A 19,592-nucleotide genomic window follows, 5' to 3' on the forward strand; every position below is an offset into this window, starting at 1 on the left:
AGCTGGCCCGATGCGGTGTAGCCTCCACCAAGCGAAGCCGTATCGTGCCAGCGTCGGCTCGACTATTCTCGGGTTTTGAAGCGCCAGCTCTCGTTGCCCGTTTCGACGATGTCGCAATGGTGGGTAAGGCGGTCGAGCAGCGCGGTAGTCATCTTGGCGTCGCCGAAGACCGAGGGCCATTCGCCGAAGTCGAGGTTGGTCTTCACGATGATCGATGTGCGCTCGTAGAGGCGGCTGATGAGATGGAACAATAGCTGACCACCGGTTTGTGCGAAGGGGAGATAGCCAAGCTCGTCGAGGATCAGGAAGTCGAGACGGCACAGCAGATCTGCCGTGCGCCCCTGTCGGTCGGCGCGGGCTTCCGCATCGAGTTTGTTCACCAGGTCCACAACGTTGAAGAAGCGCCCCCGTCTGCCGCGGCGGATGCACGCCCGAGCGATGCTGACGGCAAGGTGGGATTTACCGGTCCCTGTGCCGCCGATCAGCACGACATTGCGTTGCTGCGCCAGAAACTCTCCGGTCGCCAGATCACGGACCAGCGCCTCGTTGACCGGCGTGCCTTCGAAGCTGAACTCATCGACCTCTTTCGCCAGGGGCAGCTTGGCAATCGTCATCTGGTATTTGATCGAGCGCGCCTGCTTCTCACTGATCTCGGCGTTCAGCAGATCGCCCCCTCTCGGCAGTATGCTGCGCATGCGCCTGCCGGGCAATGGATGATCTGTTGCGGTTCGTGCTGACGCTTCACCGCCGTGGCGATGGTCTCATCGTAGGCGGCCTTCATGCCGTAGAGCTTCAGCTGGCTCGTCGTGCCGGAGGCACGCCTACGGCGTGACGCGTCCAGCACCTGTGATCTTTCCACGGATGTGTCTCCTTAGGCGGTCATAGCGTTTGCAGTCGGCCACGGGCTCGCAGGTCAGTCGCGTCGTGCCAGAGGCACGAATTCAGCGTGACGCGTCCGGCGTATCGATGGTCAGCGGCGGCTCACGATGCCGGGCCAGAATGTTGGTGACGACCGAGGCCGCGGAGGCCCCTTCGTTCAGCGCTTCGGCACAGGCAGCATCCACTGCATCCAGCCCATCGGTGGGGATCATGCTCAGGATCTGGACCATCCACTGCCCGGCAGGGCATTGCGCAGCAATGTCCCGAGAGGGGGCTGGTCGCCATTGGGCACCTTGCCCAGTTTGCGCTGAATGCGCCTGATCGCTGATGGCAGCTCCCTGTCCTTGAAGGGAGCCCCATTCCTGAGGGCGTCCCGCTGCCCGGCAGCGCATGCGTGCATGCGCGAGAGGGGGCTTGCGGGCCAGCACCGGGATGTAGTGCAGCGGATCGTAGATGGCCTTGTCGCGCCCGAAGGCTCGTTCATGCCGCCCTACGATCTTGCCGTCCTGCCAGAACTCGACCCGCTTGGCATAGGCGCGGATCTCGACTGGCCGGCCGACGGCGCGGCCATCCACCGAGTAGCGGTTCTTGTCGAACCGGACGAGACAGGTCTTCGAGACTGATGCCGGAACAGCGTGGAAACCATCAAAGGGGCTGACGTATGGCACCAGACTCGCCCGCTCATCCTCGAAGACCTCCCAGATCGTGCGGTCTCGAAGCTCTTGGTGCGGATGAGATTTGGCCCAGGCGGCGCAGCGATCCTCGAGCCAGGCGTTTAGTTCGGCGTAACTCTTAAACTTGGGCCTGGGCACGAAGAAGCGACGCCGGACAACGCCTGCCTGGTTCTCGACCTGTCCACTCGCCATTGGGCTCGAACCAATGGCGCCTCAATGGCTCGTTCCCAGCCCGATGCTGGTGTGCAGGCAACGGGATCGACAAGATAATGCCCGCACATCTGCTGGAAGCGCCGATTGCAGGCCCGGTCGCGGCCAACGAAGATCGTGTCTGCCGCCGTCTTCGCGTCCATTGTCCTCGGACCAGTGGCGGACAATTTCCGCTGTCGTAGATCCCGCGCGTGCAGGCCCCGCCGAAGAAGGCGAAGGCCTTGTCATGGGCATCGAACATCGAGCCATTGGGAGCGCCATTGGTCCAAGCGGCAATGGCGAGGCTCCTGCGTCTCGCGCGGATAGGCCCGGACAAACAGCATGCGGCTGTGGCAGAGCCGGACATGCGCTACATTCACAGTGGTGGTCGCACCTTCGATCACAACAATCTCGTGGCTCCAGTCAAATTGGTAGGCCTCGCCCGGATCGAAAATCAGCGGGACATAGGCGGCCGCGGTGGCCTCTTGTTCTTCCTTGGACCACGTGGCCGCGTAACGCCGGACAGCGTCATAGCCGCCGTCATATCCAAGGGCTCTCAGTTCTTCGAAGATCCGGATGCGGGTTAACCGCTCGCGCTTTGGCTTCCTCGCATTCGCCGCCAACATCTCTTCGAGCTTGTCTTTCCATGGCCCGATCTTTGGCAGAGGCTGAACGCGGCGTTCGTAGGTTGCTTCCGTCACACCAGACCGGATCACCTTCCGCACCGTATTCCGCGATACCCGCAGTTCCCGGCAGATTTGCTTGATCGGCTTGTTCGGCATTGGCCTCGGACCAATGGCGGCTCAATGCCTCAATCCTGAAAATACGCCCGCCGGATCTTTGCTATCGTCTCCACGACCAACATCCCACTCTGTGCTCCCCGATAACCTCGAGGGCATGATTCACATCAGTGTAAGGGGGTCATCTTTGGACGCCGATTTCCCCGCTACGGGGTCAAAATTGCATGCCTGTTCACACGTTCGGGTGCTGTTGTGCCCCGGTTTCAGGTCCCGCAGCGTCCGAGCAAGCTGGATCCATTCGCGGACAAGCTGTCTGCTTGGCTTGCCGCGCAATCGCGCAAGCCCCGCAAGCAGCGGCGCACGGTTAAGCAGCTGCATGTGGACCTGGCGGCTCTCGGCTTTACCGGCTCGTACGGGCGGGTGGCGGCCTTCATGCGGGCATGGCGCGCGGTACGCCAGCGCGTTCAGCAGTCGTCAGGCCGCGGCACGTTTGTTCCGCTGGCGTTTCAGCCGGGCGAAGCCTCCCAATTCGACTGGAGCGAAGACTGGGCGATTCTCGGTGGAGAGCGCACCAAGCTCCAGATTGCCCATATCAAGCTGTCGCACAGCCGGGCCTTCCTGGTCTGAGCCTACCTTCTGCAATCCCATGAGATGCTGTTCGACGCGCACTAGTATGCGCTCCGGGTCTCCGGCGGCGTGCCCCAGCGCGGGATTAATGACAGTGGGAATTGCCCGCCACTGGTTCAAGGGCAATGACCGCGCACACAGCGGTTGAACGGGTCGGCAAAGGCGTTGAGCTGACTAAAAAGTCTAGTTCAGCCTGGACCATCTGAACGAATCATTGGTGCTTTAGTTTGAGGGCAGCTGTCGAGTGCCCCACAGTGTATCCAATCCTCAAGGGCTTTTCATGCCCAGACAGTTTGGGAATGTCCCGAATGACTAGCAGTGCAAACAATACTGTATGTTGCCACAGGTTTGCACAGGCGAAACCGCGTCGATCAGGGTTTTTCTTCAGGGCTTTGCCGCGAAAGCCCCGTGAGTTGTCTATTTTGATTTCAGCTGCTGGTTAGCTGCAACCGAAGCAGGGGTAAGTCACAGAATTCTTTTTCCGAACTTGTTGTTGTGAGCATTCTGATGGGGAAGACCGGTAGGGCAGCAGCCCGCGCCGGAGTGTCAGAAGAGGGTTTGGAAATGGCTGTAGAAAAGGTAGACACGCTAGTTGTTGGTGCCGGGCAGGCCGGTGTGGCCATGAGCGAGCATCTGACCAGCCACGGCGTACCGCATCTGGTGCTGGAAAAAAACCGGATTGCAGAGGCCTGGCGGACCGGGCGCTGGGACTCGCTGGTTGCCAACGGCCCCGCTTGGCATGACCGTTTCCCGAACCTGGAGTACGAAGGAACTGACCCTGAGGCCTTTCCGGCCAAAGAGAGGGTTGCGGACTACATGGTTGAATATGCGGAACGGTTCAATGCGCCGATCCGCACCGGAGTTGAAGTGACCAGGGCCGGGCGTATTGACGGCACCGGCGGTTTCCGGGTCGAAACCTCGGATGGTGTGATCGAGACAAAGCGGATTGTGGCGGCAACCGGCGCATTCCAGCATCCTGTGATCCCGCCTGTGGTGCCCGAGGGCGCAGGGGTGAACCAGCTTCACTCTTTCCACTACCGCAATCCGGATCAGCTGCCCGAAGGTGCAGTGCTGGTGGTCGGGGCGGGGTCATCCGGTGCGCAGATCGCCGATGAGCTGAACCGGGCAGGCCGCAAGGTTTATCTTTCGGTGGGGCCGCATGACCGCCCGCCGCGGATGTACCGGGGCCGCGACTTTGTCTGGTGGCTGGGGGTGCTGGGCCTGTGGGATCAGGCTGCGCTGGAGCCGGGCAAGGAGCATGTGACGATTTCCGTCAGCGGCGCCTATGGCGGTCAGACCATGGATTTCCGCCGCCTGGCAGGCGAGGGGGTGACGCTGCTGGGCCTGACCGAGTCCTATGACAATGGAACCATGAAGTTTGCCGGCGATCTTCCGGAAAACATTGCCAATGGTGATGCCGACTATTTGAAGATGTTGGACTTGGCAGATGCTTATGTCGAACGCACTGGTGTTGATCTGCCAGAGGAGCCGGAGGCGCGCAAGGCCTTCCCTGACCCGGACAGCCTGACCAACCCGGTACGCGAGCTGGATCTTGCGGCAGAAGGCATCACTACCATCCTTTGGGCCACCGGCTTCCGCCAGGATTTCACCTGGATGAAAGTGGATGCCTTCGACGAACGCGGCCGCCCGCTGCATCAGCGCGGAGTTTCGGCAGAGCCGGGGGTCTACTTCTTGGGCTTACCCTGGCAGTCTCGGCGCGGCTCGACCTTTATCTGGGGGGTCTGGCATGATGCCAAGCATGTGGCTGACCAGATCGCTATCCAGCGCCACTACGAGGGCTATCGTGGCCCCAGCGAACGCCGCGCCGACGTGCTCTGAGCGCGGCGCTTAGCAGCAGCCTAAGCAAGGGGTAGCCAGACGGTAGTTTTGCTGCCCCGACGTGTGTGCGACAGTCACTAGAAAAACAACGCTGGCCGCACACGTAATCCCGCCATGCCAGGAGGACATCATGGCCCATACCCGTATCCGCAAGTTCAACACATCGGACACTTATCCGGAACAGAACCTGGACAATGATCTGTGCCAGGCGGTGGTGACACACGGCGGCAAAACCGTTTACCTGCGCGGCCAGTGCCCGCAGAACCTGGACGATGCGAAGAACATTGAAAGCCACGACCCGGTGGAGCAGACCCACAAGGTGATGCAGAACATCCAGCAGCTGATTGAAGAGTGCGGTGGCACAATGGAGCATCTGGTGAAGGTCGTCGTCTACATCACCGATGTGCGCCACCGCGAGGCGGTTTACCGCACCATGGGCGAATACATTAAAGGGGTGCATCCGGTGTCGACCGGCCTGGTTGTGCAGGCGCTGGCGCGGCCCGAGTGGCTGGTGGAGATCGACGGCACCGCGGTTATTCCGGACTGATCCGGAAGCGGGAAGGGGGCTGTCTGCCCCTCTTGAGCCTGCGGCTCAATTCACCCCCGAGGATATTTCCGGCCAGATGAAGAATGGATCCGTTTCCAGTGGCTGGTGAGGAGGAAAGACGATGACATTTTCGCTTGTGGCGCGCTGCGCGGAAACGGGCATGTTCGGGGTGGCGATTTCGTCCTCCTCTCCGGCGGTGGCAGCACGCTGTTCATTTGCGCGGGCGGGTGTTGGCGCTGCCGCAAGCCAGAATGTAACCGATCCAAGCCTCGGTCCGCTGGCACTGGACCTGATGGAGCAGGGCATGAGCGCCGCTGAAGCGGTTGCGGAAGTTCAGCGGCGCGGCAGGTTCATTGAATACCGGCAAGTGCTGGCCGTAGACAAAAGCGGCGACACGGCCATTCACTCCGGGCCGAACTCCCTGGGCATCTGGACGCAAGCAGAAGGCCAGGATGTGGCCTCGGGTGGCAACCTGCTGGCCAACGATGGCGTATGCCAGGCCATTGTGGACGGGTTCGCGGCTTCAACCGGCCATCTTGGCGACCGGCTGATTGCCGCGATGCGGGCCGGGCTGGCAGCTGGCGGCGAGGCCGGGCCGGTGCATTCTGCGGGCATGAAACTGGTCGACAAGGTGAGCTGGCCGGTGGCCGACCTGCGCTGTGATTGGACCGGGGATTGCCCGATCGAAAACATTGCTGCGGCCTGGGATATCTACAAGCCGCAGCTGGATGCCTATGTCCAGCGCGCGCTCGACCCGCGCGAGGCGCCGTCTTACGGCGTGCCGGGCGACGAATAAACAGGAGTGGGACTATGCTGGACTATACATTTGACGACTGGAAATCCCGTGCAGCGGCTCTCTCATTCCGCAGCCAGGCTTTCATTGATGGCAAATTTACCGACGCTGTGTCGGGTAAGACTTTTGCAAGTGTGAACCCGGCGACGGGCGAAGTGCTGGCGCAAGTAGCCGAATGTGATGCAGAGGATGTGGACCGTGCGGTGGCTGTCGGCCGCCGCGCGTTTGAGGACGGACGCTGGTCGCGGATGGCGCCGGGTGACCGCAAGGCGGTGATGCTGAAGCTGGCGGATCTGATCCGGGAAAATCTGGAGGAGATGGCGCTGCTGGACAGCCTGGACATGGGCAAGCTGGTGACCGATGCGGCCACCATCGACGCGCCCGGGTCGGCGCATTTTTTTCAGTGGTATGCCGAGGCCATCGACAAGGTCTATGACGAGGTGGCGCCGACCGGGCCGGGTGATCTGGCATTGGTGTCGCGCGTGCCGTTAGGTATTGTGGGCGCGGTAACACCCTGGAACTTCCCGCTGGACATGGCGACCTGGAAAGCGGCGGCGGCGCTGGCGGCCGGGAACTCCGTGGTACTGAAACCGGCGGAGCAGTCGCCGCTGTCTGCACTGCGGCTGGCCGAGCTGGCGGCAGAGGCCGGGGTGCCGGACGGGGTATTCAACGTGGTGCCGGGCTATGGTGCCACTGCGGGTAAGGCGCTGGGGCTGCATATGGATGTGGACTGCCTCGCCTTCACTGGCTCCACCGCCATTGGCAAGATGTTCATGCAGTATTCCGGGCAGTCGAACCTGAAACAGGTTTGGCCTGAAACCGGCGGCAAAAGCCCAAATCTGGTATTCGCCGACTGCGAGGACCTGGATGCAGCTGCCGACATGGCTGCCTTTGGCATCTTCTTCAACCAGGGTGAGGTCTGTTCGGCCAACTCGCGGCTTTATGTCGAGCGTTCGGTCAAGGATGCCTTTGTCGAGAAGCTGATTGCCCGCGCCGAGGCGGCCCAGCCGGGGGATCCGCTGGATCCGGCCTCGAAAATGGGCGCCATCGTGGATGAGAAGCAGACCGAGGGCATCATGCGTTTCGTTGAGGCGGGCAAATCCTCGGCCAATCTGGTGGCGGGCGGTGAGCGCGTGACCGTCGGTGGCCAGGGCTGTTTTGTGCAGCCGACGATCTTTGACGACGTGAGCCACGACAACCCGCTGGCGCGGGATGAAATTTTTGGCCCGGTGCTGTCGGTCATTCCGTTTGATAGCGAGGAGGAGGCCGTCGCCATGGCCAATGACTCGATCTATGGTTTGGCGGCTTCGGTCTGGACGGCCAACCTCAGCCGCGCCTGCCGGGTGTCGGACAAGCTGCAGGTGGGCACGGTCTCGGTTAACACGGTGGACGCGTTGTCGGCGCAGACGCCCTTTGGCGGTATGAAGCAGTCAGGCTTCGGACGCGATCTGTCGCTGCATAGCCTGGAAAAATATACCGCGCTGAAAACCACTTGGATCAAATACCGGGCTTGATCGGCCCGGTCCTGCTCCGGCATAGTCGCTGACATGCCTTTGCGTTTCACACTGCGCCAGCTGGAGTATTTCGTCGCCGTGGGCGAGGCCGGGTCTATTGCCCTGGCCTCGGAGAAGGTGAATGTCTCCTCGCCGTCGATCTCGGCGGCGGTGTCGCAGCTGGAAAATGAGTTCGGCCTGCAGCTGTTTGTGCGTAAGCACGCACAAGGGCTGTCGCTGACCCAGGCCGGGCATCAGTTCATGGATCAGGCGCGCGCGGTTCTGTATGAGGCCGGGGCGCTCAGCCGACTGGCGGACAATATCTCGGGTTTCGTGCAGGGGCCTTTGTCGGTGGGGTGCCTGCTGACCTTTGCCCAGCTCATCGTGCCGGGCCTGCGCCGCCAGTTCGAGGCGCTTTATCCGGCGGTGACCATCAGCCAGACGGAGCGCGATCAGGCCGGGCTAATCAACCTGATCCGGCAGGCGCGGATCGACGTTGCGCTGACCTATGACCTGAACATCCCGGCGGACCTGACATTCAACGCGCTTGCGGAGCTTCCGCCCTATGCGCTGCTGAGCGAAAATCACCCGCTGGCGGACCGCGACAGCGTCACGGTGGAAGATCTGGCCGCGCATCCGATGGTGCTGCTGGATCTGCCGCTGAGCGCTGAGTATTTCCTGTCGTTCTTCGAGGATGCCGGAGTTACGCCGCAGATTGCCGAGCGCACCCGCGACATGGCGGTGATGCGCGGGCTGGTGGCAAACGGCTTTGGCTATTCCATTGCCAATATCCGTCCAGTGACAGACATGTCGCCGGACGGGCGCAAGCTGAGCTTCGTGCCAATTGCAGGCAAGCTGCGTCCTATGCGGATGGGGCTGCTGACGGCTGAGGGCGCCGAGAACGTTCTGACCGTCAAGACTTTCATCCACTATTGCCAGGAACGGATCACTGACGGAACCGTGCCGGGCATCCGCATCGGGGACGGCGGCGGCGCTTAGGCGGCGGCTAATCAATGCTTCCGTAAGCGCAACTTTCGCCTTTTGGCCGGTCCTGTACCTTTGAGGTGCTCTTGCACCGAAGGAGATGGAAATTGCGCGATCCCCGCTATGATATTCTGTTCGAGCCGATGAAGATCGGTCCGCTCACCGCCAAGAACCGCTTTTACCAGGTGCCCCACTGCAACGGCGGCGGCTACCGGGACCCCTCTGCGGCGGCTGCGATGCGGGGCATCAAGGCCGAGGGTGGCTGGGGCGTGATCTTCACCGAACAGTGCGAGATGCATCACACCTCTGAAATCACCCCCTTCATCGAATTGCGCCTGTGGGAGGACAAGGACATCCCGCAGCTCAGGAAGATGTCGGAGCGGATGAAGACCCACGGTGCACTGGCCGGGATCCAGCTGGCCTATTCCGGCATCAACGGCCCGAACCTTTATTCCAAGGAGGTGCCGCTGGCGCCGTCAGCGCTGCCGATCCGCACCTTCACCAATGATCCGGTGCAGGCCCGCGCGCTGGACAAGCAGGACATCAAGGACCTGCGCCGCTGGTTCGTGAATGCGGCGAAACGGTCGAAAGAGGCCGGATTTGACCTGATTTGCCTTTACGGCGCGCATGGCTTTGGCATCTTTCAGCACTTCCTGAGCCGGGCGACCAATCAGCGGTCGGATGAATACGGCGGATCCCTGGAGAACCGGGCGCGTTTCAGCCAGGAAGTCATCGCCGATATGCGCGATGCGGTTGGCGATACGATGGCGATCACCCTGCGGGTGTCGCTGGACGAAACCATCGGCGAACTCGGTTTCTCCAATGCAGAGGTGCGCGACTATATCGAGATGAACAAGGACCTGCCGGACCTGTGGGATCTGGCGCAGGGCACGTGGGAGGATTGCTCCGGCCCAAGCCGCTTCAAGGAAGAGGCTGCGCAGGAACAATTGGTGCGCGGCATTCATGAGCTGACGGACAAGCCCATCGTGGGGGTTGGCCGCTTCACCAGCCCGGATGTGATGGCCAAGATGGTGAAATCCGGCACGCTCGATTTCATCGGCTGCGCGCGGCCGTCGATTGCCGATCCGTTCCTGCCGAAGAAGATTGAGGAGGGCCGGATCGAGGACATCCGTGAATGCATCGGCTGCAATATCTGCATCACCGGCGACATGACCATGTCGATCAGCCGCTGCACCCAGAACCCGACATTTATGGAGGAATGGCGCAAGGGCTGGCATCCGGAGAAGATGAACACCAAGGGCGATAGCTCCAACGTGCTGGTCGTCGGCTCCGGCCCGGCAGGCCTGGAAGCCGCCTGGGCGCTGTGCCGCCGCGGCTATGACGTGGCAGTGGCCGAGGCCAAGGACGTGATCGGTGGCCGCGTGACCCGCGAACGCACTCTGCCGGGTCTCAATGCCTGGGGCCGTGTGGTCGACTACCGCGACTACCAGCTGAGCCAGCGCCCGAACGTGGAGATCTACCGTGAAAGCCCGCTGGATGCGGACAGCATTCTGGAGTTCGGCTTTGAGAACATCTGTATCGCCACCGGCTCCACCTGGCGCCGGGACGGGGTCTCGCGCCAGCATGTGGTGCCGATGCCGATCGCCGAAGGTGCCAAGGTCTATACGCCCGACGACCTGATGGACGGCACCATCCCCGAAGGCCGCGTGGTGGTCTATGACGACGACCACTACTACATGGGCGGGGTTCTGGCGGAACTGCTGGCCTCCAAGGGTGCGCAGGTGACGCTGGTCACGCCCTCAGCCTTTGTCAGCGATTGGACCAACAACACGCTGGAGCAGGTGGCGATCCATCCACGCCTGGTGGAGGCCGGGGTGGAGATTGTGCTGAACCGCGGCTTGACAGAAATCCACGCGGGCCATGTGGTCAGCAACTGCACCTACACGGACCGCACCTGGAACATCGAGGCGGATGCCGTGGTCATGGTCGCCTCGCGCACCGGTAACGACAGCCTCTTCGAGGAACTGCGCGCCCGTGAGGCGGAATGGGCGGATGCCGGCATCAAGTCGGTCAAGATCATAGGCGACGCCAGCGCGCCGGGGCCGATTGCCTGGGCGACCTATGCAGGCCACCGTTATGCGCGCGAGCTTGATGGCCCGGATATCGGCGATGCGCTGCCCTTCCGCCGCGAGATTACCGAGCTGGCCGTGGACTGACGATGACAGCAACGCTGGACATACTGGAGCGGCTGACCGGGTTCGACACGGTCAGCCGCAACTCCAATCTGGAGCTGGCTGCCTATGTGGAGGGCTTCCTGGTTGAGCGCGGTTTCGCAGTGGTGCGGCTGCCGTCGCCGGATGGCTCCAAGACCGGGCTGTATGCCGAGAAAGGCCCCGCTGGGCAGGGGGTTCTGCTGTCTGCGCATACGGATGTGGTGCCGGTGGACGGGCAGAAGTGGACCCGCGATCCGTTCCGGCTGACCCGGGATGGAGGCCGGGTCTATGGCCGCGGCACAACCGACATGAAGGGCTATGTCGCCAGCGCACTGGCGCTGGCGGATCGTGCCGCAAAGGTGGATCTAAAGGAGCCGCTGAAAATCGCGCTGTCCTATGACGAGGAGGTCGGCTGCGTCGGCATTCAGGAGATGCTGGAGCGCCTGGCTCCGCTGATCGGCAAACCGCGGGCCTGTTTTGTGGGGGAACCGACGGAGATGAGAGTCGCCATCGGCCACAAGGGAAAAGCTGCCCTGCGCGCGGTGTGCCAAGGCCAAAGCGGCCATTCAGCGCTGGCCCCCAATTTCACCAACGCTTTGCACCTCGCGGGGGATTTCCTGGCGGAGCTGCGGGCATTGCAAGAAGATTTTGCCGCCGTTGGCGCGCGGGACGCAGCCTATGCAGTGCCCTATTCCACGGTGCATGTTGGTAAAATGAATGGCGGCACCGCGCTCAACATCGTGCCGGACCGGTCAGAGCTGACCTTTGAATACAGACTTTTGGCGGCGGACAACGGGGAAGACATTCTGGCCCGCATTCAGGCCGCCGCCGAACGGGTCAGCAACCGCTACCCGGCTGAGGCCTGTATCGAGGTGGAGCAGTACAACGCTTACCCCGGCCTGGACGTGCCTGCAGATAGCCCAGTAGTCCCTTTTGCGCAGAAGCTTGCCCAGAGCGATGGCACCACCAAGGTCGCCTTTGGCACTGAGGCCGGGTTCTTTGACCAGTTGGGTGTGCCCACTGTGGTCTGCGGCCCGGGCTCGATGGAGGGGCAGGGTCACAAACCTGACGAATATCTGGAGCTGAGTCAGGTTGCCGCCTGCGACGCGATGATGGACCGGATCCTGAACGATCTGACAACTTGAGAAACACGGCACGGCGACAATCGCCTATCTGCAGGCCAGAGTTTATCGTTCCGGCTCATTTAGCATGGCAGCGGGTGAAAGGATTCCCTCAATGCTGGCGGCAGGCAAGCTGCCCTGCTCCTTCAGCACCGCACGGATGCTGCGGCCCGAGGCCAATGCCTCCTTGGCGATCCTGGCAGCGGCATCATAACCCAGATGCGGTGCCAGAGCGGTGGCCAGCACCAGGCTGTTGTCCAGAAGGGCGGCGCAGCGGCCCTCATTGGCGGTGATCCCCGAAACGCATTTCACAGTCAGCACGTCAACGGCATTTTTTAGGATACGGATGGATTCCAGCAGGTTATAGGCCACCACCGGCTCCATCGCATTGAGTTGCAGCTGCCCTGCTTCCGCGGCCATGGTGACGGTAAGATCATTGCCGATTACCTGGAAGCAAACCTGATTGACAACCTCAGGGATCACCGGGTTCACCTTGCCCGGCATGATCGACGACCCCGCTTGCACCGCGGGCAGATTGATCTCACCAAAACCGGCGCGGGGGCCGGAGGACAACAGCCGCAGATCGTTGCAGATCTTCGAGAGCTTCACCGAGACCCGTTTCAGGATACCGGAATAGGCGACAAAGGCGCCAAGGTCAGAAGATGCCTCGATCAAGTTGCCTGCCTGCTTCAGTTCAAATCCGGAAAGATGCGAAAGGTATTGCAGCGCCAGCGGGGCATAGCCGGGTTCTGCGTTTACCCCGGTGCCGATGGCAGTGCCGCCAAGGTTCACTTCGGTCAGCAGTTGGCTGATGTCGCGCAGCCGGTCGATGTCCTCGCCAACGGTGGTGGCAAAGGAGGCGAATTCCATGCCCAATGACATCGGTACAGCGTCCTGCAACTGGGTGCGGCCGACCTTGGCGATGCAGCAAAAGGCCTCTGCTCGCTCGCCGAATGCCTGCTGCAGCCGGTGCAGCGCCTTGCACAGCGGTCCGGTGCTGGCCAGAACCGCCAGCCGGATCGCTGTCGGGTAGACGTCATTGGTGGACTGGCCATGGTTCACGTCGTCATTCGGATGCAAGTGCGCGTAGTCGCCGGGTAGGTGTCCCATCCTCAGCAGCGCCAGATTGGCAATAACCTCATTGGCGTTCATGTTGGTGGAGGTGCCGGCCCCGCCCTGGATCATGTCGACGCAGAAGTGCCGGTGATGGCGGCCGCGCGCAATCTCATTGCATGCGTCCACAATCACCTTTGCTTTGTCCGGCACCAAGCCGCCGGTTTCCGCGTTTGCACTGGCTGCCGCGGATTTTACCATCGCCAGCGCTCGCACCAGCGCCGGGAAATGCGACAGCGGCACCCCAGTGATTGGGAAGTTTTGCCGGGCCCGTTCTGTCTGGATGCCATGTAGGCAATCTGCGGGCAGCTTCATTTGGCCGATGGAGTCCCATTCCGTGCGCGTATTATGCATTGCCGTCTGTCCTGCCGCTGGAAGTATTTTCCAAGGCCATAGCCAGATCCGCAGGCGAGCCGAAGATGCAGTTTCCGTTGCAAGGCTTAGGGTCAGGCGAAGCAGGTGATCAACTCTCCAGTGTATGCTCTAAGGCATTGTTTTGGAGTGACTTTCAAAGATTAGGTAAAGGCTAACATTTGCTGAGGGAGTCAATTCTTAAGCAAGCCTCCCGGCCTTCCTATGCTGGATCAAACGACACGCGGCAGAGGGGAGGCGCAAGTGCCCAGCAACAAGACAGATGCGATTGATGTGCGTAACGCGGTCAAACGCTATGGGGACTTCACTGCCCTCAAGCGGATTTCGCTGACCATCAAGGACAATGAATTTTTTACCCTGCTTGGCCCCTCCGGCTGCGGCAAGACTACGCTATTGCGGATGATCGCCGGCTTCGAGGATGTGACCGAGGGTGAGATCCTGCTTTATGGCGACGAAATCGAAAAGCTGCCGCCGCATCAGCGGCCGGTGAACACCGTGTTCCAGAACTATGCGCTGTTCCCGCATATGACGATCCTGGACAACGTGGCCTTTGGCCTGGAGATGCGCGGCAAATCCAAAGCCGACGCCCGCAAGCGCGCGGGTGAGATGCTGGAGCTGGTCCAGCTGTCGCAATTCGCTGCACGCAAACCGTCTCAGCTCTCAGGCGGCCAGCAGCAGCGTGTGGCGCTGGCGCGTGCGCTGGCGCCACAGCCAAAAGTCCTGCTGCTGGATGAGCCGCTGTCGGCGCTGGACCTGAAGCTCAGGAAGGCCATGCAGCTGGAGCTGAAGCACCTGCAGCGGGAAACCGGGATCACCTTCATCTTTGTGACCCACGATCAGGAGGAAGCGCTGACCATGTCCGACCGCATCGCGGTGATGTCGGCGGGCGAGATGCAGCAGCTGGGCACGCCGACCGAGATTTACGAACAGCCGCGCAACATGTTCGTGGCGGATTTCATCGGCGAAACCAACTTGTTGGAGGTTTCGGTGGATCAGGTGATGAACGGCCGCGCTACTTGCCACCTGGGCGGCGGCCACGCGCTGACCTGCAATTCGGTGGACGGCATCGGCGAAGGCGCCAAGGTGCATATGTCGGTGCGGCCCGAACGGCTGTTCATGTCCGATGCACCGGTGGAGGCCGAAAGCCTCAAGGGCCGGGTTGCCGAGAACATCTTTGTCGGCACCGACATCAGCACGCTGGTCGATCTGGCCGAGGGGCCGCAATTCATCGTGCGCACTTCCAATTCCGACCGCGGCAACAAGCGGATCTTTGAGCCGGGCAGCGAGATTTTCGTCAACATGGAGCTGGGGGCCGGGCGCCTCCTGATGGACTGATGGCAGCAGGCGCAGCAAGCGGCGGCTCAGCCCGCGCAGACACATACAAGGACGCCCGCGGCTGGCTGCTGCTGCCGTCCTGGGCGGTGCTCGGCATCTTTGTGCTGGGTCCCGTCTGCATGATGCTGATCTATTCCTTCCTGACCAAGGAATTCCGAGGCGGGGTGATCTGGGAACCTTCACTTGCGGCTTACGATCAGTTCTTCTTTGACCGCGGGCTGTTCGGAGATGAGCCGCCCAAGCTCGAGTGGACCTATATCACCATCTTCTGGCGCTCGATCTGGCAGGCCGGGGCGGCGACGCTCCTCAGCCTTCTGATCGGCTTCCCCACCGCCTATTTCATCGCTACGCGGCCGGAAAACGTGCGGCCCGTCTGGGTGTTCCTGATCACCATCCCCTATTGGGTGAATCTGCTGATCCGCACCGTCAGCATGAAATTCCTGCTGCGCGATCAGGGCCCGCTGAATGACTTCCTGATCGGCACCGGGCTGATCGACAGCCCCATTCACATCGTCAACACGAACTTTGCGGTGCAGTTGGGTCTGTTCTACTCCTACCTGCCGTTCATGGTGCTGCCGGTCTATGCGGCGGTGGAACGCTACAACTTCTCGCTCTCTGAGGCGGCGGCGGATCTCTATGCCAGCAAGTGGACCACCCTGCGACGGATCGTGCTGCCTGCGGTGAAACCGGGCGTGGTAGCGGGCTGCATCCTGGTATTCGTTCCCTCGATGGGCTCCTTCCTGGCGCCTGATCTGCTGGGCGGTGCCAAGAACTTCATGATCGGCTCCCTCATCGAGGAGCAGTTCAAGGGCAACGCGGGCAACTGGCCGTTCGGCGCTGCCGCGTCGATGATCCTGCTGACCATGGTGCTGATCATCCTGATGTTCTCCGCCCGCCAGCAGGCCAAAACAGACAAGGCAGGGGGCTGAGCCATGGCGCATGTGAATGACAATATCAAAGCCTACAAGGGTTTCCGCTCCATCACTCTCATGTGTCTGGCGGTCCTTTATGCGCCGCTGCTGATCGTCACCATCTACAGCTTCAACGCCTCCCAATCGATCACCAACTGGGAGGGGATCTCCTTGCGCTGGTACGCCGATGTGTTCACCGGGCCGGAAAGCGAGAAGTTCAAGGTCGCGGCCTTCAACAGCTTCACCATCGCCATCATCGCGGCGACGGCCAGCACAACAATTGCCACCCTGGCGGCAACCGCAATGGTCCGCGGCGGCAACTTCAAGCTGCGCACGGTGTCCTTCGGCCTGATCTCGCTGCCCCTGATGGTGCCGGAGATTGTAACGGCGGTTGCGACGCTGATCTTCTTCAACGCGATCGGCTTCACCCGCGGCTACATGACCATTCTGGTCGCCCATATCGCCTTCTGCATCCCCTTTGCCTACCTGCCGATCTCGGCCCGGATGCAGGGGATCGAGGACAGCTTTGAGCAGGCGGCGATGGACCTTTACGCGACCAAGCGTCAGGCCTTCACCAAGATCCTAATGCCGCTGATGGCGCCGGGCATCATCTCGGGCTTCCTCTTGGCCTTCATCGTCTCGCTCGACGACTTCATCATCACCAACTTCGTCAAGGGTGCAGGCGTTGAGACCCTGCCTACCGCGATCTTCGGCTCCGTCAAACAGGGCATCAAACCCAACATCATGGCGATCTCGACCATGCTGCTGAGCGTCTCAATCGTAATGGTCACCATCAGCTACTTCGTCAGCAAATCCGACAATACAAAATGATCCAACCTGGAGGGAAACACATGAAAAATCTGCTGAAATCCAGCGCCGCAGCTCTTGCTCTGAGTGTTGCTGCCACTGCCGCCGCCGCCGAGGGCAAACTGGTCCTCTACCATTGGTTCGAATACATGCCGCAGGAGGTGCTCGACAAGTTCACCGCCGAGACCGGCATCGAGGTGACTATGGACACCTACGATTCCAATGAATCCATGCTGGCGACGCTGAAGGCGGGCGGTATGGGCACTTATGACCTGGCAGTGCCGGGCGACTATATGGTCAGCATCATGGCGGGCGAGGGGCTTCTGGACACCATTGCCAATGGCGAACTGGCGAACAAAGGCAACATCGCGCCGGAATGGGCCGACCCCAGCTTTGACCCGGGCCGCGCGTCCTCGATCCCCTACCAGTGGGGCTCCACCTCCTTTGCGGTGAACCGCGACGCCTACAGCGGCGACATCCAGACCACTGCCATTCTGTTTGAGCCCCCGGCAGAGCTGTCGGGCAAGATCAACATGCTGGACAGCCAGGGCGAAGTGATGGCGATGGCCTCGCTGCATCTGGGCATTCCGCAATGCTCCACCGACCGCGAGCAGCTGAAAGCGCTGAATGCCATGCTGCAGGACGCCAAGCAGCATTGGGCATCCTTCAACTCGGATACTGCCAAGGAAGTGCTGGTGTCAGGGGATGCGGCTGTCGGACAAATCTACGATGGTTTCGCCGCCAAGGCGCGGGAGGAAGGCGCCAATGTGGAATACGCATATCCGACCCAGGGCTATGTTGCCTGGATGGACAATGTGGTGCTGCTGAAGGACGCGCCGAACCGGGAAAACGCGCTGAAATTCATGGACTTTTTGCTGGAACCTGAAAACATCGCGGCAGTCACCAACTATGCCCAGTACAATGCCGGGGTGACTGGGGTAGCCGGCTTCCTGGATCCTGCACTGGCCGCGCAGCCGGAAAAGAACCCTCATGCGGATGCGGGCGATGGGGTGTTTATCGAGGTCTGCAATCAGGAGGCCCAAGCGGTCTATGACCAGATTTGGACCAACCTTAAGAAGTAAGAACCTTACCTGATTTCCCCAATAGGCAAGCTGTCCCGGGCATCAATTGCCCGGGCTTTTTTGGTTGAAAACTCTGACTGGGGCCGCCAATGACAAATAAGTTCGGCAAAACTTACTCAGCGCTGAAAAGGCGAGTGCAACAAGGAACGCAGATCAGGACCCCTAGCAGCCTTTGGCGCAGACGCAGCGAATACTCACTGTGTCCGGCTCCTTGTGAGTGGCTCGTTCCAGCCTCGCTGCGCGCTGCATCAATGGCGGGTTTCATCGCCGCGACACAGCGCCAGATTTGAGCGCATGAAGCATTTCTTCCGCAGCAAGCGCGCGCAGCAAAAAATCACAATGACCGGGTTGGGCTCTGAGGGTGAGTTCGCTGCTGTCAGGGCAAATGGTCGGTCCAGGCTGCTTCGTCTATCGCTGCGCTGTCAGTGCGCCGCCAGATGAGCGAGGAATATGACATTTTCTGCATCCAGACCGGTATAGCCTGCATGGTTGAGAAGGACATCCACATTGTCGCCCGGTTGGCCGGTACCCCCTTGGCGGGATGCCGGGATGCCAATCACGCGAACTGACCACGCTGATTGCCAGCCTCGGCCTCGCCCTTTTGGACGAGGTTGTTAGGCGTGGAAACGTGCCTCGTCCTCCTCTTTGTCTGGAGGCAAACATGGCACAGAATATCTACGACAATCCCGATTTTTTTGCTGGCTACAGCCAGCTTCCCCGGCAGGTTCACGGGCTGGAAGGTGCGCCGGAATGACCGGCAATTCGGGCGCTGTTGCCCCGACTGTCAGGCAAGCGCGTGGCGGACCTGGGCTACAGCTTCGGCTGGGCAGCACGGTGGTTCTTCGGTCAGGGGGCTGCTTCAGTTCTTGGGTTTGACCTGTCTCAGAACATGATCGAATGTGCGAGGGCCGACACCGAGGATTCCGCAATCGAATACCGGATTGTTGACTTGGAAACGCTTGAATTGCCCTAGGCGGCATTTGATCTGGTCTACAGCGCTTTGACCTCCCACTACGTGCAAGATTTTGAACGGCTGATCCGCATGATCCATGCGGCGTTGGCGCCTGGCGGGGATCTGGTCTTCACCATCGAGCATCCGATCTTCATGGCAGCCGCCCGCCCCCAGTGGACGCAAGATGAAGACGGCCGAAAGACCTGCCGGTTAACGGCTATTCTCTTGAGGGCGAGCGCCGCACTGACTGGTTTGCCAAGGGCGTGCTGAAGCACCATCGGACCCTGGCGACAATGATCAACACGCTGATCAGCGCGGGGTTCGACCTGCGCCGGGTGGAAGAGTTTGCGTCCACACCTGAACAGACTGCGGAGTTGCCGGACCTGGCCGAAGAACTGGAGCGGCCTATGATGCTGCAGGTTTCGGCGCGCAAAATCTGATCCTATCGCCGCCCAGTCTAATCGCTTGGGCGGCGGACTTTCCAATGACCGGGTTGGGCTCGAACCTGCCGTCCACTGCATGAATCAGTAACGTTAGCTGCCTGCGTAAACAGGACACAGGATGGCGCCTTGGCTGCGTTTGCAACCAAAAACGGCCCGGCTTGGATCAGAAATGCTTGGCAGGTGCAGGCAATTTTTTCTTAAAAACAGTCCGCATCGGGTCAGTTTTGTCTGACGTTTGACACTTAATTGTCGGGCGACACAAAGTTTTGGCATTAGCGACAGAACCTTGCCTTTTTCGTGTCTCCAACATCCCCGCTCGCGCCTCCTGTTCCGCCAGTGGCGAAGCCTTCCCTGATTTTCACTTCGGAAGACCTCGTGTCTTCCGGAGGGCATGCGGACCAATCAAATGAAAATGCCGGGGCAGGGGGGAGCGGGCGCAGCCCGTCGATGCCCTGCCGCGACCCCTGGAACATGCAATCCGCGCGTGCCGCGAGGACTACTACTGTTTCTTTCTGAA

Annotated in this window: 13 protein-coding genes and 4 pseudogenes; 14 read left to right on the top strand and 3 right to left on the bottom strand. The window is 61.0% G+C overall.

The window, feature by feature from the left end; translation table 11 throughout:
- Positions 1 to 62: 62 nt before the first annotated feature.
- Positions 63 to 859: pseudogene (istB, locus tag GC1_RS06750) on the bottom strand (IS21-like element helper ATPase IstB).
- Positions 822 to 2,607, bottom strand: a pseudogene (gene istA, locus GC1_RS06755) (IS21 family transposase). Before istA ends, istB begins: the two co-directional pseudogenes overlap by 38 nt.
- A 124-nt stretch (positions 2,608 to 2,731) precedes the next feature.
- Here istA and GC1_RS06760 point away from each other — a divergent pair.
- The 8 genes and pseudogenes from GC1_RS06760 to argE form a co-directional block, all read left to right on the top strand.
- Positions 2,732 to 3,151 (top strand): annotated as a pseudogene (locus GC1_RS06760) (IS21 family transposase); the annotation flags it as partial.
- Between the two features lie 522 nt (positions 3,152 to 3,673).
- Positions 3,674 to 4,948 (top strand): flavin-containing monooxygenase, encoded by a 1,275-nt coding sequence (locus tag GC1_RS06765; protein WP_019294910.1) that lies wholly within the window; start codon positions 3,674 to 3,676, stop codon positions 4,946 to 4,948.
- Between the two features lie 130 nt (positions 4,949 to 5,078).
- The gene (locus tag GC1_RS06770; protein ID WP_019294911.1) at positions 5,079 to 5,495 is read left to right on the top strand and encodes a RidA family protein; all 417 of its coding nucleotides are present in this window, start codon (positions 5,079 to 5,081) and stop codon (positions 5,493 to 5,495) included.
- Between the two features lie 121 nt (positions 5,496 to 5,616).
- Positions 5,617 to 6,291 carry a DUF1028 domain-containing protein gene (locus GC1_RS06775; RefSeq protein WP_019294912.1) on the top strand — a complete coding sequence of 225 codons (675 nt, stop codon included), beginning with the start codon at positions 5,617 to 5,619 and terminating at the stop codon, positions 6,289 to 6,291.
- A 14-nt stretch (positions 6,292 to 6,305) separates the two neighbouring features.
- Positions 6,306 to 7,802, top strand: a complete 1,497-nt coding sequence (locus GC1_RS06780) for an aldehyde dehydrogenase (protein WP_019294913.1) — start codon at positions 6,306 to 6,308, stop codon at positions 7,800 to 7,802.
- 33 nt (positions 7,803 to 7,835) lie between these two features.
- Complete coding sequence (locus GC1_RS06785) at positions 7,836 to 8,780, top strand: LysR family transcriptional regulator (RefSeq protein WP_019294914.1); 945 nt, start codon at positions 7,836 to 7,838, stop codon at positions 8,778 to 8,780.
- Between the two features lie 92 nt (positions 8,781 to 8,872).
- Positions 8,873 to 10,942 (top strand): oxidoreductase, encoded by a 2,070-nt coding sequence (locus GC1_RS06790; RefSeq protein ID WP_019294915.1) that lies wholly within the window; start codon positions 8,873 to 8,875, stop codon positions 10,940 to 10,942.
- 2 nt (positions 10,943 to 10,944) lie between these two features.
- Complete coding sequence (argE, locus tag GC1_RS06795; protein WP_019294916.1) at positions 10,945 to 12,084, top strand: acetylornithine deacetylase; 1,140 nt, start codon at positions 10,945 to 10,947, stop codon at positions 12,082 to 12,084.
- Positions 12,085 to 12,126: 42 nt separating this feature from the next.
- Here the strand turns inward: argE and GC1_RS06800 are convergent, their stop codons facing one another.
- Complete coding sequence (locus GC1_RS06800; RefSeq protein ID WP_019294917.1) at positions 12,127 to 13,527, bottom strand: aspartate ammonia-lyase; 1,401 nt, start codon at positions 13,525 to 13,527, stop codon at positions 12,127 to 12,129.
- A gap of 222 nt (positions 13,528 to 13,749) precedes the next feature.
- Between GC1_RS06800 and GC1_RS06805 the strand changes: the two genes are divergently transcribed.
- The 6 genes and pseudogenes from GC1_RS06805 (at position 13,750) to GC1_RS22810 (ending at position 19,072) form a co-directional block, all read left to right on the top strand.
- Positions 13,750 to 14,880, top strand: coding sequence for an ABC transporter ATP-binding protein (locus tag GC1_RS06805; RefSeq protein ID WP_019294918.1), 1,131 nt, complete (start codon positions 13,750 to 13,752; stop codon positions 14,878 to 14,880).
- Entirely contained in the window at positions 14,880 to 15,809 is a 930-nt protein-coding gene (locus GC1_RS06810) for an ABC transporter permease (protein ID WP_019294919.1), read from the top strand. Before GC1_RS06805 ends, GC1_RS06810 begins: the two co-directional genes overlap by 1 nt.
- Before the next feature lie 3 nt (positions 15,810 to 15,812).
- Entirely contained in the window at positions 15,813 to 16,622 is an 810-nt protein-coding gene (locus GC1_RS06815) for an ABC transporter permease (RefSeq protein ID WP_019294920.1), read from the top strand.
- A 20-nt stretch (positions 16,623 to 16,642) separates the two neighbouring features.
- Entirely contained in the window at positions 16,643 to 17,680 is a 1,038-nt protein-coding gene (locus GC1_RS06820) for an extracellular solute-binding protein (RefSeq protein WP_019294921.1), read from the top strand.
- Positions 17,681 to 18,476: 796 nt separating this feature from the next.
- A pseudogene (locus tag GC1_RS22805) lies at positions 18,477 to 18,902 on the top strand (class I SAM-dependent methyltransferase).
- Between the two features lie 23 nt (positions 18,903 to 18,925).
- Positions 18,926 to 19,072 carry a hypothetical protein gene (locus GC1_RS22810; RefSeq protein ID WP_237754567.1) on the top strand — a complete coding sequence of 49 codons (147 nt, stop codon included), beginning with the start codon at positions 18,926 to 18,928 and terminating at the stop codon, positions 19,070 to 19,072.
- The last annotated feature ends 520 nt before the right edge of the window (positions 19,073 to 19,592 follow it).

The sequence above is a fragment of the Leisingera sp. ANG1 genome, from assembly GCF_000203975.2.
In the GTDB taxonomy this organism is placed as follows: domain Bacteria; phylum Pseudomonadota; class Alphaproteobacteria; order Rhodobacterales; family Rhodobacteraceae; genus Leisingera.